Origin of the sequence: Streptomyces sp. NPDC053048 (assembly GCF_044547045.1) — a bacterium.
Lineage (GTDB): Bacteria > Actinomycetota > Actinomycetes > Streptomycetales > Streptomycetaceae > Streptomyces.
This window is the reverse complement of record NZ_JBITZS010000008.1, coordinates 182705-198428: the sequence shown is the minus strand read 5'-3', so window position 1 is coordinate 198428 and position 15724 is coordinate 182705. Positions and strand designations below refer to the sequence as shown.

General features: G+C 72.0%; 13 protein-coding genes and 2 tRNA genes. 12 read left to right on the top strand and 3 right to left on the bottom strand.

Going from position 1 to position 15724, the window contains the following annotated elements; translation table 11 throughout:
* Window positions 1-12: 12 nt before the first annotated feature.
* Window positions 13-84: transfer RNA gene (locus ACIG36_RS22520), tRNA-Val, on the top strand.
* Window positions 85-257: 173 nt separating this feature from the next.
* Window positions 258-329: transfer RNA gene (locus tag ACIG36_RS22515), tRNA-Val, on the top strand.
* A 71-nt stretch (window positions 330-400) separates the two neighbouring features.
* On the opposite strand, the gene ACIG36_RS22510 is transcribed toward ACIG36_RS22515, so the two are convergent.
* Window positions 401-1126: a 3'-5' exonuclease gene (locus ACIG36_RS22510; protein ID WP_399930563.1), complete on the bottom strand. Its 726-nt coding sequence runs from the start codon at window positions 1124-1126 to the stop codon at window positions 401-403.
* Between the two features lie 165 nt (window positions 1127-1291).
* Here ACIG36_RS22510 and ACIG36_RS22505 point away from each other — a divergent pair, with 165 nt between their 5' ends.
* The 6 genes from ACIG36_RS22505 (at window position 1292) to ACIG36_RS22480 (ending at window position 8025) form a co-directional block, all read left to right on the top strand.
* Window positions 1292-1921 carry a DUF4365 domain-containing protein gene (locus tag ACIG36_RS22505; protein ID WP_399930560.1) on the top strand — a complete coding sequence of 210 codons (630 nt, stop codon included), beginning with the start codon at window positions 1292-1294 and terminating at the stop codon, window positions 1919-1921.
* Window positions 1921-3114, top strand: a complete 1194-nt coding sequence (locus tag ACIG36_RS22500; protein WP_399930557.1) for a hypothetical protein — start codon at window positions 1921-1923, stop codon at window positions 3112-3114. The genes ACIG36_RS22505 and ACIG36_RS22500 overlap by 1 nt, the downstream gene beginning before the upstream one ends.
* 94 nt (window positions 3115-3208) lie before the next feature.
* Window positions 3209-5188: a threonine--tRNA ligase gene (gene thrS, locus ACIG36_RS22495; RefSeq protein WP_399930555.1), complete on the top strand. Its 1980-nt coding sequence runs from the start codon at window positions 3209-3211 to the stop codon at window positions 5186-5188.
* 79 nt (window positions 5189-5267) lie between these two features.
* Complete coding sequence (locus ACIG36_RS22490; protein ID WP_399930552.1) at window positions 5268-5828, top strand: HIT family protein; 561 nt, start codon at window positions 5268-5270, stop codon at window positions 5826-5828.
* A gap of 107 nt (window positions 5829-5935) precedes the next feature.
* Window positions 5936-6796, top strand: a complete 861-nt coding sequence (locus ACIG36_RS22485) for a polysaccharide deacetylase family protein (RefSeq protein ID WP_399930550.1) — start codon at window positions 5936-5938, stop codon at window positions 6794-6796.
* The gene (locus ACIG36_RS22480; protein ID WP_399930547.1) at window positions 6793-8025 is read left to right on the top strand and encodes a hypothetical protein; all 1233 of its coding nucleotides are present in this window, start codon (window positions 6793-6795) and stop codon (window positions 8023-8025) included. The genes ACIG36_RS22485 and ACIG36_RS22480 overlap by 4 nt, the downstream gene beginning before the upstream one ends.
* A gap of 27 nt (window positions 8026-8052) precedes the next feature.
* Here the strand turns inward: ACIG36_RS22480 and ACIG36_RS22475 are convergent, their stop codons facing one another.
* On the bottom strand, window positions 8053-9708 hold the full coding sequence (locus ACIG36_RS22475; protein ID WP_399930544.1) for a hypothetical protein: 1656 nt from the start codon (window positions 9706-9708) through the stop codon (window positions 8053-8055).
* 166 nt (window positions 9709-9874) lie between these two features.
* The gene (locus ACIG36_RS22470) at window positions 9875-12082 is read right to left on the bottom strand and encodes an elongation factor G-like protein EF-G2 (RefSeq protein ID WP_399930542.1); all 2208 of its coding nucleotides are present in this window, start codon (window positions 12080-12082) and stop codon (window positions 9875-9877) included.
* A gap of 277 nt (window positions 12083-12359) precedes the next feature.
* Between ACIG36_RS22470 and pgsA the strand changes: the two genes are divergently transcribed.
* The 4 genes from pgsA (at window position 12360) to ACIG36_RS22450 (ending at window position 15721) form a co-directional block, all read left to right on the top strand.
* The gene (gene pgsA, locus ACIG36_RS22465) at window positions 12360-13025 is read left to right on the top strand and encodes a phosphatidylinositol phosphate synthase (protein ID WP_399930540.1); all 666 of its coding nucleotides are present in this window, start codon (window positions 12360-12362) and stop codon (window positions 13023-13025) included.
* Entirely contained in the window at window positions 13022-13954 is a 933-nt protein-coding gene (locus ACIG36_RS22460; protein WP_399930537.1) for a phosphatidylinositol mannoside acyltransferase, read from the top strand. The genes pgsA and ACIG36_RS22460 overlap by 4 nt, the downstream gene beginning before the upstream one ends.
* Window positions 13951-15111 (top strand): glycosyltransferase family 4 protein, encoded by a 1161-nt coding sequence (locus tag ACIG36_RS22455; RefSeq protein WP_399930534.1) that lies wholly within the window; start codon window positions 13951-13953, stop codon window positions 15109-15111. Before ACIG36_RS22460 ends, ACIG36_RS22455 begins: the two co-directional genes overlap by 4 nt.
* Window positions 15112-15178: 67 nt before the next feature.
* On the top strand, window positions 15179-15721 hold the full coding sequence (locus tag ACIG36_RS22450) for a hypothetical protein (RefSeq protein WP_399930530.1): 543 nt from the start codon (window positions 15179-15181) through the stop codon (window positions 15719-15721).
* The last annotated feature ends 3 nt before the right edge of the window (window positions 15722-15724 follow it).

Here is a 15724-nt window from a genome sequence, read left to right as displayed (position 1 = left end):
GCGGTGCGCCCGGGGCGATTAGCTCAGCGGGAGAGCGCTTCGTTCACACCGAAGAGGTCACTGGTTCGATCCCAGTATCGCCCACACACGGACCGGGGGTCCGCGAGGTTCACACCACGCGGACCCCCGGTCCTTTTGGCATGCCCGGCGGGCCTCCGGATGCCCGCCGAGGGGGCGGGCCGGAGGGGATTTGATGCGGGGCCGCCGCGACCTGTATTGTTCAGTGCGTTCCCGGGGGAAACCCCAGAGGAAAAGCCGGGCGATTAGCTCAGCGGGAGAGCGCTTCGTTCACACCGAAGAGGTCACTGGTTCGATCCCAGTATCGCCCACGCCCGGTGAAGGCCGGTCCGTCAACCGACGGACCGGCCTTTCGCGTTGCCCACCCCGGCCACCCGCCGCCTCACGCCGCGGCCGGCATCTCCGGCCGCAACGGCCACGCCGGATCGCACTGCTCCTCCGAGCCGTTGCGCGCGAACCACGCCTGCAGCCCCCGCGCCTGCGCCGCGTGCCACACCGCCTGCCGCGTGTGCAGCTCCGCCGGGCTCAGCCGCTCCAGCCGCGAGGCGAAGCGCCGCCCCACCGCCCGTACGACCTCCAGCGCCGCCGCCGCGTCGGCGGCCGCGTCATGCGCCCCCGCCAGCTCCACCCCGTACTCGGCGCACAGATCCGACAGCGTCCGGCGGCCCTTGCGGTAGCGGTCCAGATGCTTGTCCAGCACCCACGGGTCCAGCACGCACAGCGGCGCACCGCCCAGATAGTCGGCCAGCGACGACGCCCGGTGCCGCCGCAACTCCCGGTCCAGCAACGTCAGATCGAACGGCGCGTTCATCACCACCAGCGGCACACCCCGCGCCGCGTGCCCGGCCAGCGCCCGCGCCACCTCCTCCATCACCGGCGCCGGCCACCGCCCGTGGCGCTGCAGATGCTCCTCGCTCAGGCCATGTATCGCGGTCGCCTCGGCGGGCACGGGCACTCCCGGATTCACCAGCCAGCGGGTGGCCACGGGAGCGGCCCCCGCCTGTGACTGCGTCACAAAGGCAGCCGACACGATCCGGTCGTGCTCCACGTCCACCCCGGTCGTCTCGGTGTCGAAGGCGGCCAGCGGCCCCTCGAGCCAGCACGGCATGACACAACTCCTCGCGCTCGTCCGGCAGATGGCGGGATTGCCCTCCCCGCCAGGTGATACCCGGCCACACCGATGCCCGAACCGCCGCTGTTTGCCGGGCAGTTCACGTGGAGACAACACAGATGTACGGCCAACGCACCGGCGAGCCCGGAAGGTTTTTCGGACATGGCGCTCGCTCAGCCCGACCCGGCCACGCCCCTCGGCGGCCGGCCCCTCGGGCAGCTCGCACCCTCACGCGGCACCCTCGCCGTCACCGCGTGCATGGAGACGCTCCAGATCGCCTACCTGCACGCCGTCGCGGCCGCCGCCGGCTGCTCCCTCGCCCAGCCCTTCCCCGACAACGGCATCGACTGGCACGTCAGCCACAGCGCCCCCGGCCACCGCGCCGACGACGAGGTCACCATCAAGGTCCAGCTCAAGAGCACCTACCAGCTCGGCCCCCACCACCCGGCGACCGGACCCGGCCCCCGCCCCTCCGGTACCGCCGGCTCCCACCCGCCGGCCCGGACCTTCGGCTTCACCCTCGACAACGATCACCTGGCCAAGCTGGCCCGCACCCCCGTCTCGGTCCACAAGATCCTCGTCGTGATGATCGTCCCCCGCGACCGGGACGACTGGCTGCGCGCCGGCCACGACCACCTCGCACTGCGGCACTGCTGCTACTGGACCAACCTCGCCGGCCACCCCGTCACCGGCCGGCGCAGGACCACCGTGCGGATCCCGACCTCACGCGTCTTCGACGACCGCGCGCTCTGCGAGATCATGACCCGGGTCGGGGCGGGAGGGAGACCTTGATGCACCGGCCGACCGACGACCCCCACCAGCCCGACCCCGCCGTCCTCGGCGCCCTGCTCGCCCGCCACGGCTGGCGGCGACGCGGCGGAGAACCCGGGCGCTACAGCCGCTGGACACCCCCCGAGGGCCCCGGCGCCGGCACCAGCCTCCTCGTACCGACCGGCCGCGCCTTCCCCGACAGCGGCGAACTGCTCACCGAGGCCCTCACCGCCCTCGAACACTGCCCCGCACCCTCCGCGCGCGACGTCCTCACCGCCCTGCGCACCCCCAGCGACGAGATCCGCTGGCACCGCGAGATCCCCGGAACCACCGCCCCCGCCGCCTGGACCGCCCAGGAGAGGCTGCGCACCGGAGCACGCGCCATGCTGATCGCCGCGGCCCTCGCCACCACCGCCCCCGCCGGACACCACGGCGCCCGCCACCGCCGCCGCGCCGGAACCGCCCTGGAACCCCTGCTCGCCGGGCGCGCCCCCGGCGGCCGCGAACTGACCGTCTTCGTGCCCGTCACCCCGCCCGGCGGCCCGGCGGAAGCCCCCCGGCTCGCCGCCGGCCTGCTGCGCGCCCTGCAGACGGCCCGGGACGCCACCGACTACCGGCGGGCCACCGGCAGGACGGACGCCTTCGACGCCGCCGTGGCGGCGGGCGTCTGCAAGGAGCTCACCGACGCCCTCGTCACCCTGACCACAGGGACACAGGGCATCCGGATCACCGTCGAGTGGGCCCCCGCCGCCGGACCGCCGGAAGGTTTCGCCGCCCGGCCCGGCCCCGTGGAGTTCTCCCCCGGCGACCTCCCCGCTCTGCGCGAGGCCGGAGCCCGCTACGTGCGGGACGAGCCCGCCCAGCCCGTACGGCTGACCGGCACCGTGCTGCGGCTGCGCCGCGAGGCCCCGGGCGGGCCGGGCACCGTACGGCTGCGCGTGCTCGAGGGCGCGGACGTCACCCAGGTGCGGGCCGTCCTCGACGAGGACGACTACCGCACCGCCGGCCACGCCCACCTGGCGGGGCTGCCCGTCAGGGTGAGCGGGCGGCTGGAGAGCCGCAGCGGCTTCCGCAGGCTGGCCGGCGCCCGGGACCTCGCACCCGTCGCAGTTGACGAGGCCGAGCGCGACCGGCTGCTCAAGACCCTCCACGAGAACCTCGATCTCCTCGGCGAGAAGCATGGCGGGGAGGACGACGGGGAGGACACCGTCTGACCACCGGGAAACCGTTTAGCGACCAAGGCGCCGGGCTCGGTACGATTCAGGCGCGTAGCGACCGCTACCGCGCCCCATAAGTCAGGAGAGACCGGTGTCAGACGTCCGTGTGATCATCCAACGCGATTCCGAGCGGGAAGAGCGCGTGGTGACGACGGGCACTACGGCCGCCGAGCTCTTCGCCGGTGAGCGCACCGTCGTCGCCGCGCGCGTCGGGGGCGAGCTGAAGGACCTGGCGTACGCGGTCGCCGACGGCGAGGAGATCGAGCCCGTCGAGATCACCTCCGAGGACGGCCTGAACATCCTGCGCCACTCGACCGCCCACGTTATGGCCCAGGCCGTGCAGGAGCTCTTCCCCGAGGCCAAGCTGGGCATCGGCCCGCCGGTCAAGGACGGCTTCTACTACGACTTCGATGTCGAGAAGCCGTTCACGCCCGAGGATCTCAAGCTCATCGAGAAGAAGATGCAGGAGATCCAGAAGCGCGGCCAGCGCTTCTCGCGGCGCGTGGTCACCGACGAGGCGGCGCGCGAGGAGCTGGCCGACGAGCCGTACAAGCTCGAGCTGATCGGCCTCAAGGGCTCCGCCTCGCACGACGACGGCGCGGACGTGGAGGTGGGCGCGGGCGAGCTCACCATCTACGACAACCTGGACGCGAAGACCGGCGAGCTGTGCTGGAAGGACCTCTGCCGGGGTCCGCACCTGCCGAGCACCCGGGTCATCCCGGCGTTCAAGCTGATGCGGAACGCGTCGGCGTACTGGCGCGGCAGCGAGAAGAACCCGCAGCTCCAGCGCATCTATGGCACCGCCTGGCCGACCAAGGACGAGCTGAAGGCGTACCTGGAGTTCCTGGCCGAGGCCGAGAAGCGGGACCATCGCAAGCTGGGCGCCGAGCTCGACCTCTTCTCCTTCCCCGACGAGCTGGGTCCGGGCCTCGCGGTGTTCCACCCCAAGGGCGGCATCGTCCGCAAGGAGATGGAGACCTACTCGCGCAAGCGGCACGAGGTCTCCGGCTACGAGTTCGTGAACACCCCGCACATCTCGAAGGAGCACCTCTTCGAGACCTCCGGGCACCTTCCGCACTACGCGGAGGGCATGTTCCCGCCCATCGAGTTCGACGGGCAGAACTACCGCCTCAAGGCCATGAACTGCCCGATGCACAACCTGATCTTCAAGTCGCGCGGGCGCTCGTACCGTGAGCTGCCGCTGCGGCTGTTCGAATTCGGCACGGTCTACCGGTACGAGAAGTCCGGCGTCGTCCACGGCCTGACCCGCTCGCGCGGCTTCACCCAGGACGACTCGCACATCTACTGCACCAAGGAGCAGATGCCGGAGGAGCTCGACACGCTCCTCACCTTCGTGCTCGACCTGCTGCGCGACTACGGTCTGAACGAGTTCGAGCTGGAGCTGTCCACCCGCGACCCCGAGTCGGACAAGTTCATCGGCTCCGACGAGGACTGGGCGGAGGCCACCGAGGCGCTGCGCCTGGCGGCCGAGAAGCAGGGGCTGCCCCTGGTCCCGGACCCGGGTGGCGCCGCGTACTACGGCCCGAAGATCTCCGTGCAGGCTCGCGACGCGATCGGCAGGTCCTGGCAGATGTCGACCATCCAGGTCGACTTCAACCAGCCCAAGCGGTTCGGTCTCGAGTACACGGCGGCGGACGGCTCGCGCCAGCAGCCGGTCATGATCCACCGTGCGCTCTTCGGCAGCATCGAAAGGTTCTTCGGTGTGCTGCTGGAGCACTACGCGGGCGCGTTCCCGGCCTGGCTGGCCCCGGTCCAGGCTGTCGGCATCCCGGTCGGTGACGCCCACGTCGAGTACCTGCGGACGTTCGCCGACGAGGCGAAGCAGAAGGGCCTGCGGGTCGAGGTGGACGCCTCGTCGGACCGGATGCAGAAGAAGATCCGCAACCACCAGAAGGCCAAGGTCCCCTTCATGGTCATCGTCGGTGACGACGACATGAACGCCGGTACCGTCTCCTTCCGCTACCGCGACGGTTCGCAGGAGAACGGCATCCCGCGCGAGCAGGCGATCGCCAAGCTCCTCGACGTGGTGGAGCGCCGCGTCCAGGTGTGACGCAGTCTCCGCGCAGGCGGAGGTGAGGGGCGGCCCCCAAGGGCCGCCCCTCTTCGCGTTCACCCCCACCCGGGCGCATATGCTGCACAACATGACGAGTGAGCCGGAGCAGCAGTTCGGGGTGGGGACGCCAGACGCCTTTCAGCGCCTTTGGACGCCTCACCGGATGGCCTACATTCAGGGCGAGGGCAAGCCGACCGGCCCGGGTGCCGAAGACGGCTGTCCCTTCTGCTCCATCCCTGCCAAGAGCGACGAGGACGGGCTGATCGTCGCCCGGGGCGAGCTCGTCTACGCGGTCCTCAACCTCTACCCGTACAACGGGGGCCACCTCATGGTCGTCCCGTTCCGGCACATCGCCGACTACACGGATCTCGACGAGGCGGAGACCGCCGAGCTGGCCGCGTTCACCAAGCGCGCGATGCGTGCCCTTCGTGAGGCTTCCGGGGCGCACGGTTTCAATGTGGGGATGAACCAAGGTGGGGTAGCCGGTGCCGGCATCGCCGCCCATCTGCATCAGCACGTCGTGCCGCGCTGGGGTGGCGACACCAACTTCCTGCCCGTCATCGGGCACACCAAGGTGCTGCCGCAACTCCTTGCCGACACCCGGAAGATGCTGGCCGACGTGTGGCCCACTGTCTGAGCCGGTAGACCTTGGCAGATCCGGTCGTATGACGACCGGACAGGACACACCCCGCTCAAAAACGGGCAAATCTCACCAATTCTTCTTAAAGAAGCTCTAATAGGACGGTGACCTTTCTTCACCGTCGTACCGTGCTGCGCGCGGCCGCCGGTGGCGCCCTCAGTGGTGTCGCCGGGGCCGCCGTCGCGGGCTGCGACAGTGAGCGGTCCGCCGCCCAGGAGGCCCGGCAGCGGGCGTCCGCGTCGGCGGGACCGTCGGCCGGGTCATCGGCTGGAGCGTCCCGCAAGGCCGCGGCGGCGCGGGCGTCGGTGCCGCCCGGACCACCGCCCGGTCCGCCGTTGCTGCTGGCCAGGCTGCCGTCCGGGCTGCCGGCGCAGATCGACCACGGGCCCCGGCGCGGCCGCTCGGTGGCCCTGACCTTTCACGGCCGGGGCGACGCCAGGTCGGCCACCGCGGTACTGAGCGAGGCCGAGCGGGCCGGGGCCCGGGTGACGGTCCTCGCCGTCGGCGACTGGCTCGACGCCGAGCCGCGGATGGCCCGGCGGGTGCTGGACGGCGGACACGAGCTGGGCAACCACACCATGCGGCATCTGAACATCTGCTCGATGCCGGCGAAGGCGGCCTACGCCGAGATCACCGAGTGCGCCGACCGGCTGCGCAGGCTCACGGGCGGGATCGGCCGCTGGTTCCGGCCCTCGCGCGCGCAGCGGGCCACCGACCAGGTGGTGCGTCTGGCGCGAAAGGCCGGTTACCCGCACGTCCTGTCGTACGACGTGGACTCTCTCGACTTCACCGACCCCGGTGCCGAGGTGGTCCGGCGTACCGTGTTGAACGCGGTACGGCCAGGGTCGGTCGTGAGTCTGCACTTCGGGCACGCCGGCACGGTCGCCGCGATGCCCGCGATCCTCGACGGCCTGCACCGCCGCGGCCTGCGCGCGGTGACGACTACGGAGCTGCTGACACGATGATCCCGTTCTCGCATCACCGTCCTCGACGCTCTCTCCCCGGCTTCCCCTTCCGCTCGCGCGGGCGGCACGGGGCCGCGCTGTTCGCGGTCGCCTGCACGATGCTGGCGGCGGCCGGCTGTGGCGGCGGCGGGGATTCCGGTGCCGACCGTCAGCCGCGTCAGGGGACGCACAGCCAGGGCGCGGCGCGGGGTGTTCCGCAGGGGCTGCCGGGGATGCCGCCGCTGCTGGACCCCAACGACCTGTACGCGGCGGACCGGCCCAACGCGCTGTCGCCGGTGGTGAAGGACTTCCCGTCGCGGGTGTACGTGCCGAACACGGAGTCCGACACGGTCAGTGTCATCGACCCGAAGACGTACAAGGTGATCGAGACGATCCCGGTGGGCGAGCAGCCGCAGCATGTGGTGCCGTCGTGGGACATGAAGACGCTGTGGGTCAACAACGACCGGGGTCATACGCTCACGCCGATCGACCCGGCCACCGGCAAGGCGGGCAAGACGGTGGAGGTGCACGACCCGTACAACCTCTACTTCACGCCGGACGGCAAGTACGCAGTGGTGATGGCGTCGATGGACCGGGAGCTGGTCTTCCGGGACGCGCACACGATGAAGCGGATGAAGACCGAGCATGTGAACTGCCTGGGGGTCAATCACGCCGATTTCTCGCCGGACGGGCGGTACTTCATCGTCTCGTGCGAGTTCTCGGGGGAGTTGCTGAAGGTCGACACGGCGCGGATGAAGGTGATCGCCCAGCAGAAGCTGCCGTTCGACGGGGCGATGCCGCAGGACGTGAAGATCGCCTCGGACGGGAAGACCTGGTACGTCGCGGACATGATGGCCGACGGTGTGTGGGTGCTGAACGGGGACAAGTTCACCGAGCCGTGGCTGATGCCGACGGGCAAGGGCGCGCACGGGCTGTATGTGAGCCGGGACTCGAAGTCGATGTACATCTCCAACCGGGGCGAGGGCTCGATCTCGGTGCTGGACCTGCCCAGTCGCAAGCTGGTGAAGAAATGGGAGCTGCCGGACGGCGGTAGTCCGGACATGGGCGGGGTGTCGGCGGACGGCAAGGTGCTGTGGCTGTCGGGCCGTTACAACAGTGAGGTGTACGCCATCGACACCACCGACGGGCATCAGATCGCCCGGATCAAGGTGGGTGACGGTCCGCACGGCCTGGCCGTCTATCCGCAGCCGGGGCGGTATTCGCTGGGCCACACCGGCATCTTCCGGTGAGGCCCAGCGAGGGCGGGCGGGTGGGCGTCAGGCGTCGTAGACGTCCACCTTGCCCGGCTTGGCGTCCTGGACGGAGCCGCTGAGGCTGCCGGCGCGGGAGTCGAACTTGGCGGTGTCGACGCCGTTCTCCTTGAGGACCCGTAGCGCGGCCTCGTGGACGACGCGCAGGACGGGGGTGGCGGCGCGCAGGGCGTCGTCGGCCATGAAGCGGTGGCGCCAGGGCTTGTCGGCCCAGGCGTGCCGCAGTCCGAAGGGTTCGGGCAGGACGAGCTTGCCGCCCCAGTACTCGAGGAGGGGCGGGTACCAGGTGAGGGGGGCGCGGGCGGCGAGCCGGACGACCTCCTTGGGCGGCACGACGGGCAGGGTGCGGGTGTAGGTCTCCCAGAACTTGAGGCCCTTTTTGAAGGTCTTGGTGCGGTTCTTGGGGCGGCCGTTGAAGACGGCGTGGGTGGGGCCGAGGGCGTAGCCGGTGACCTCGATGCGCAGGGTCTTGTGCAGGACGGTGACGTTGATGAGGAGGTTGATGACCAGCTGGCCGTCCCAGAGGACGAACTGGACGCCGAGGTAGTGGCGGTCGCCGCTGCCGAAGTGCTGTTTGTCGCAGATCTCCTGGAGCTTGGCGCCCGTTGTCCGGTAGGAGGCGGCGTCGTTGCCGCCGGGGCGGGAGACGGCGGAGGCGCCCTCGCCGATGGGGACGACGACCCAGTGCTCGACGTGGGGCGCGGTGAGGCCGCCGGTGTTGATGGGGGTGCGCTCGAGGAGCTTGAGCTGGTCGTGGACGGCGCGGGCGATGTCCCAGCTGCGGAAGGGGTTGATCTCCCGGCCGGGGTCGAGGGGGACGAGGTCCTCGGCGAGCTGCCAGCTGCCCCAGCGGGTGCCCATGCCGAGTATGCCCTTGGGGCCGGCGTAGAAGACGACGTTGCTCTGCTGCTCGGCGGAGAGCTTCTCCAGGTTCTGGCGGAGCTGTTCGGCGGCGCTCTCGCCCGGGGCGCTGGGGACGCTCTCGGGGATCTTGGCGGCGACTGCGCCGCCGTCGAGCAGTCCGGTCCAGCGCTCGCGCAGGTCCTTGGCGGTGCGTTCGCAGACGGCCTTGGCCCAGACGCCGCCGATGACGGGGGCGATGACCATGGCGCGCAGGTAGAGGCCCCAGAAGCCGTGCACCGGTGATTTGACCATGGCGATGACGACCACGACGGCGAGGGCCGTCAGCAGGGTGGTGCCCAGGGCGCCGGCGCGTTTGTTCTGGGCGCCGGCGAGGCTGCGGCGCAGCTGGAAGGCGCCGAACCAGAGCAGGACGCCGGGCAGGAAGAGCAGCCCGAAGACGGCCATGATCAGGGTGAGGCGGGCGTCGCGCAGTTTGCGGATGCGCGAGGCGGCCAGGCAGTGCTCGACGATGACCTGGGGTTCGAGGCCGAAGGACTGGATGAGGGGTTTGCGGCCGCCGCCGAGCATGCGGGTCTGGACGGCGCGGGCGAAGGCCTCGCCCAGGTTGGGCTCGAAGAGGGAGATGCGGGGTTTCTTCACCTCCGAGGTGGCCCAGTCGGAGTTGGCCTTGAGGAGTTCGTCGACCGGGCCGTCCCGGTAGGCGGCCGAGGCCAGGGCCTGTGTCGCGGCGGTGCCGCCGGCGCCGCCCGAGACCGGGATCTGCGCACCCGGGCTGAAGTCGTACCCGTCTCCTGCCACTGCTGCCCCCAATGCCGTGCGCTTCCGGTGCGCCGGCCTGCTCCCGACTACCGCCCACTGTCTGTGTCATGGGCCGCGTGCTCAGCGTAATGGGGTGGGGTGCCGCCTGTCGTGGGAGATCGGAAAGCCGCCCGCCCCAAGCGAGTTGGGACGGGCGGCTTGCGAACTATGCGCCGTTCTCGGCCTGTTCGCGAATGCGGTCCGCGAGCTGCGGCGGCATGGGCTCGTGCCGGGCGTAGGAGCGGCTGAACCGTCCGGTGCCGTGCGAGAGCGAGCGCAGGTCCACCGCGTACCGGCCGATCTCGATCTCCGGCACCTCGGCGCGGACGAGGGTCCGTCCGGAGCCGGACTGCTCGGTGCCGACGACGCGGCCCCGCCGCCCGGACAGGTCGCTCATGACCGGGCCGACGAACTCGTCGGAGACCAGCACCTGTACCTCGGCGACCGGTTCGAGCAGGTGGATGCGGGTCTCGCCGGCGGCCTCGCGCAGGGCGAGGGCGCCCGCGGTCTGGAAGGCGGCGTCCGAGGAGTCCACCGAGTGCGCCTTGCCGTCGAGGAGGGTCACCCGCACGTCGACCAGCGGGTAGCCCGCCGCGACGCCGCGTGCCGCCTGGGCCCGTACGCCCTTCTCCACCGAGGGGATGAACTGGCGGGGGACCGCGCCGCCGACGACCTTGTCGACGAACTCGATGCCGCTGCCGCCGGGCAGCGGCTCGACCTCGATCTCGCAGATGGCGTACTGGCCGTGGCCGCCGGACTGCTTGACGTGCCGGCCGCGCCCGGTGGCCCGGGAGCCGAAGGTCTCGCGGAGGGAGACGCGGTGGGGCACCACGTCGACCTGGACGCCGTAGCGGGTGCGCAGCCGTTCCAGGGCCACGTCCCGGTGGGCCTCGCCCAGGCACCACAGGACGACCTGGTGGGTGTGCGGGTTGTGCTCGAGGCGCATGGTGGGGTCCTCGGCGACCAGCCGGGCCAGGCCGTGGGAGAGCTTGTCCTCGTCGGCCTTGCTGTGCGCCTGGATGGCGACGGGCAGCAGCGGGTCGGGCATCAGCCAGGGTTCCATCAGCAGGGGGTCGTTCCTGGCGGAGAGGGTGTCCCCGGTCTCGGCGCTGGCGAGCTTGGCGACGCAGGCGATGTCACCGGCGATGGCCTGGGCCAGCTGCCGCTGCTGCTTGCCGAACGGTGAGGACAGGGCGCCGATGCGCTCGTCGACGTCGTGGCTCTCGTGCCCGCGGTCCTCCAGGCCGTGCCCGGAGACGTGCACGGTCTCGTCGGGGCGCAGGGTGCCGGAGAAGACGCGGACCAGGGAGATGCGGCCGACGTAGGGGTCCGAGGCGGTCCTGATGACCTCGGCGGCCAGGGGTCCGGCCGGGTCGCAGGTCAGTGCGGGGCGGGGGGTGCCGTCGGGGGTGGTGACCTCGGGGGGCGTGCGCTCGGGCGGGGTCGGGAAGCCGCCGGTGACCAGCTCCAGCAGCTCGACGGTGCCCAGGCCCTGCCGGGTGCCCTCGGCCGCGGGGGCGGCGGCCAGGACCGGGTGGAAGCTGCCGCGGGCCACGGCCCGTTCCAGGTCCTCGATGAGGGTCTTGACGTCGATCTCCTCGCCGCCGAGGTAGCGGTCCATGAGGGTCTCGTCCTCGCTCTCGGCGATGATCCCCTCGATGAGCCGGTTGCGGGCCTCCTCGATCAGCGGGAGCTGGTCCTCGCCCGGCTCGGCCTCGGTGCGGGTGCCGGAGGAGTAGTCGAAGACGCGCCGGGTCAGCAGCCCGATCAGCCCGGCCACCGGCTTGTGGCCGTCGGGGCCCTCCGTGCCGTGCAGCGGGAGGTAGAGGGGCAGCACGCTGTCGGGGGAGTCGCCGCCGAAGGCGTCGCGGCAGGTCCGCGTCATCTGGTCGAAGTCCGCCCGCGCCGCCTCCAGGTGCGTGACGACGATGGCGCGCGGCATGCCGACCGCCGCGCACTCCTCCCACAGCAGGCGGGTGGCGCCGGTGACGCCTTCGATGCCCTCCGCCGCCGAGACGACGAAGAGGGCCGCGTCCGCGGCGCGCAGACCGGCCCTCAGTTCGCCGACGAAGTCGGCGTAGCCGGGTGTGTCGAGCAGATTGACCTTGATCCCGGCCCATTCGACGGGCACCAGCGACAGCTGCACGGAGCGCTGCTGGCGGTGCTCGATCTCGTCGTAGTCGGACACGGCCGCGCCGTCCTCGACCCGGCCCGCCCGGTTGAGCGCCCCGGTGGCCAGGGCCAGCGCCTCGACCAGCGTGGTCTTGCCGGAGCCACTGTGGCCGACCAGCACCACGTTGCGGATATTGCCCGGCCGGTCGGCCGCCACTGCTCTGCCCGCGGCCCCTGGGTGTGTACTCGTCTTCTCGCCCATGTGTCCCGCCTTCCGGTCGACACCTGCGGTCCTTCGAGCTCTACCTGCGGTCCTTCGAGCTTTCCACCGTGGTCACGCTGCGTCCATACGTCGCACACGGCGGCGCAACCGTCCGCCCCCCGAGTGAGCCGCCGCCGGGAGGCGGGCGTCACGTGCGTGACCTGCGTCGTGGGCCGGGGGAGCGACGCGTGCGCGGTGGCGTGGGGCGGGCTGGCTACGATGGGCCAGCCGGTGGCCTTCCGACCACCCGGCCCGATCACTACCTTCCGGGAAGGCCATGCTGAACAAGTACGCGCGTGCTTTCTTCACGCGTGTTCTCACACCGTTCGCCGCCCTGCTCATCCGCCTGGGGGTCAGCCCCGACGCGGTGACCCTCATCGGTACCGGTGGTGTGGTGGCGGGAGCGCTGGTCTTCTACCCCCAGGGGGAGTTCTTCTGGGGCACGGTCGTCATCACGCTGTTCGTCTTCTCCGACCTCGTCGACGGCAACATGGCCCGCCAGCTGGGCCGCTCGAGCCGCTGGGGCGCCTTCCTCGACTCCACCCTCGACCGCGTCGCCGACTCGGCGATCTTCGGCGGTCTCGCCCTGTGGTACGCGGGGCGGGGCGACGACGTGGCGCTGTGCGCGGTGGCGATCTTCTGCCTGGCCAGCGGCCAGGTGGTGTCGTACACCAAGGCGCGCGGCGAGAGCATCGGCCTGCCGGTGAATGTCAACGGCCTGGTCGAGCGCGCCGAGCGGCTGGTGATCTCGCTGGTGGCCTGCGGCTTCTCCGGGCTGCACAAGTTCGGCGTGCCGCACATCGACATCCTGCTGCCCATCGCGCTGTGGGCGGTGGCCGCCGGCAGCCTGGTCACCCTGATCCAGCGGGTGGTGACCGTGCGCCGCGAGTCCGCCGAGGCGGACGCGGCGGCGCTCACCGCGGGCGGGGGCGACGCCGGGTGAGGGAACGGCTGACGGACGCGCTGTACGGGCTGGGCTGGGGCACGGTCAAGCGGCTCCCCGAGCCGGTGGCCGACGCCCTGGGGCGACGCATCGCCGACGCCGCCTGGAAGCGGCGCGGCCAGGGCGTGCTGCGCCTGGAGGCCAACCTCGCCCGGGTGGTGCCCGACGCCGGGCCCGAGCGGCTGGCCCGGCTGTCCCGGGCGGGCATGCGCTCGTACATGCGCTACTGGATGGAGTCCTTCCGGCTGCCGGTGTGGAGCGAGGAGCGCATCCGCGCCGGTTTCGCGCCGGAGGGCGTCCACCATCTGGAGAAGGCCCTGGCGAGCGGGCGCGGCGTCGTCGTCGCCCTGCCCCACATGGGCAACTACGACCTGGCCGGCGCCTGGGTCACCACCCGGCTCGGGGTGCCCTTCACCACCGTCGCCGAGCGGCTGAAGCCCGAGACGCTCTACGACCGGTTCGTCGCCTATCGCGAGGCGCTCGGCATGGAGGTCCTGCCGCACGCCGGCGGCAGCGCCTTCGGCACTCTGGCCCGGCGGCTGCGGGCCGGGGGGCTGGTGTGCCTGGTGGCCGACCGGGACCTGTCCTCCTCGGGGGTGGAGGTGGAGTTCTTCGGCGAGGCCGCGAAGATGCCCGCGGGGCCGGCGATGCTCGCCGTGCGGACCGGCGCCGTGCTGCTGCCGGTGACGCTCTGGTACGACGACTCGCCGGTGATGCGGGGCCGCATACACGACCCCGTCGAGATGCCCGCCGACGGCACCCGGGCCGAGCGGGCCGCGGTGATGACCCAGCGGGTGGCCGACGCCTTCGCCGCCGGCATCGCCGAGCACCCGCAGGACTGGCACATGCTCCAGCGGCTGTGGCTCGCCGACGTCGACCGGCGGCCGCGGCCCGGCCGCGAGAAGAGCTCCGGAGGGGAGAAGCCGTGAGGATCGGGATCGTCTGCCCGTACGCGTGGGACGTCCCCGGGGGCGTGCAGTTCCACATCCGTGACCTGGCCGAGCACCTGATCCGGCTGGGCCACGAGGTGTCGGTCCTGGCGCCCTCGGACGACGAGACGCCGCTGCCGCCGTTCGTCGTCTCCGCCGGCCGGGCCGTGCCCGTGCCGTACAACGGCTCGGTGGCCCGCCTGAACTTCGGTTTCCTGTCGGCCGCGCGGGTGCGTCGCTGGCTGCACGAGGGCGACTTCGACGTCATCCACATCCACGAGCCCACCTCGCCCTCGCTGGGCCTGCTGTCCTGCTGGGCCGCGCAGGGCCCGATCGTGGCGACGTTCCACACCTCCAACCCGCGCTCCCGGGCCATGATCGCTGCCTATCCGATCCTGCAGCCGGCGCTGGAGAAGATCAGCGCCCGCATCGCCGTGAGCGAGTACGCCCGCCGCACCCTGGTCGAGCACCTGGGCGGCGACGCCGTCGTCATCCCCAACGGCGTCGACGTGGACTTCTTCGCACGGGCCGAGCCGCGGCCCGAGTGGCAGGGCGCCACCATCGGCTTCATCGGCCGCATCGACGAGCCCCGCAAGGGTCTGCCCGTCGTGATGCGCGCCCTGCCGCGGATCCTCGCCGAGCGCCCCGACGTCCGGCTGCTGGTCGCCGGGCGGGGCGACGAGGAGGAGGCCGTCGCCGCGCTGCCCCCCGAGATGCGTGCCCGTGTCGAGTTCCTGGGCATGGTCAGCGACGAGGACAAGGCCCGCCTGCTGCGCAGCGTCGACGTCTACGTCGCGCCCAACACCGGCGGCGAGTCCTTCGGCATCATCCTGGTCGAGGCCATGTCGGCGGGCGCGCCCGTCCTGGCCAGCGACCTGGACGCGTTCGCCCAGGTCCTGGACCGGGGCGCGGCGGGCGAGCTGTTCGCCAACGAGGACGCGGACGCGCTGGCCGCCGCGGCCCTGCGGCTGCTGGGCGACCCCGGGCGCCGGGCGGAGCTGAGCGACCGCGGGCGCAGGCACGTGCGGCGCTTCGACTGGTCCACGGTCGGTGCCGACATCCTGGCCGTCTACGAGACGGTCACCGCAGGCGCGGCGTCGGTGGCCGCCGACGAACGCACCGGCCTGCGCGCCCGCTTCGGGCTCGCCCGGGACTGATCCCGCCTCCCGCCCCGCGGCCGGCGGCGGCACGGGCCGCCGGTCCGCGCCGGTAACGTGACCTCGCGTGACCACTTTGATCTGGATCGCGGCCGCCCTGGTCGTCATCGGCGTCTACCTGAGCTGGACCGCCGGCCGGCTTGACCGGCTGCACAGCCGCATCGACGCCGCGCGGGCGGCCCTGGACGCCCAGCTGCTGCGGCGCGCCTCGGTCGCCCAGGAGCTCGGCACCGCCGGCGTCCTCGATCCCGCCGCCTCGATCGTCCTCTACCAGGCCGCGCACGCCGCGCGGCAGGCGGAGGAGGAGCACCGCGAGGTCGCCGAGAGCGAGCTGAGCCAGGCGCTGCGCGCCGTCTTCGGCGAGGCGCCGCAGGTCGAGGCGGTGCGCCAGGCGCCCGGCGGCGAGGAGTCGCTGCTGGAGCTGACCCAGGCGGTGCGCCGGGTGCCGATGGCCCGGCGGTTCCACAACGACGCGGTCCGCGCGGCGCGGGCGCTGCGCCGCCACCGCAAGGTGCGCTGGTTCCGCCTGGCCGGTCACGCGCCGTTCCCGATGGCCTTCGAGATGGACGACGAGCCTCCGGCCGTGCTCGCCGACCGCACAGGCCACTGACCC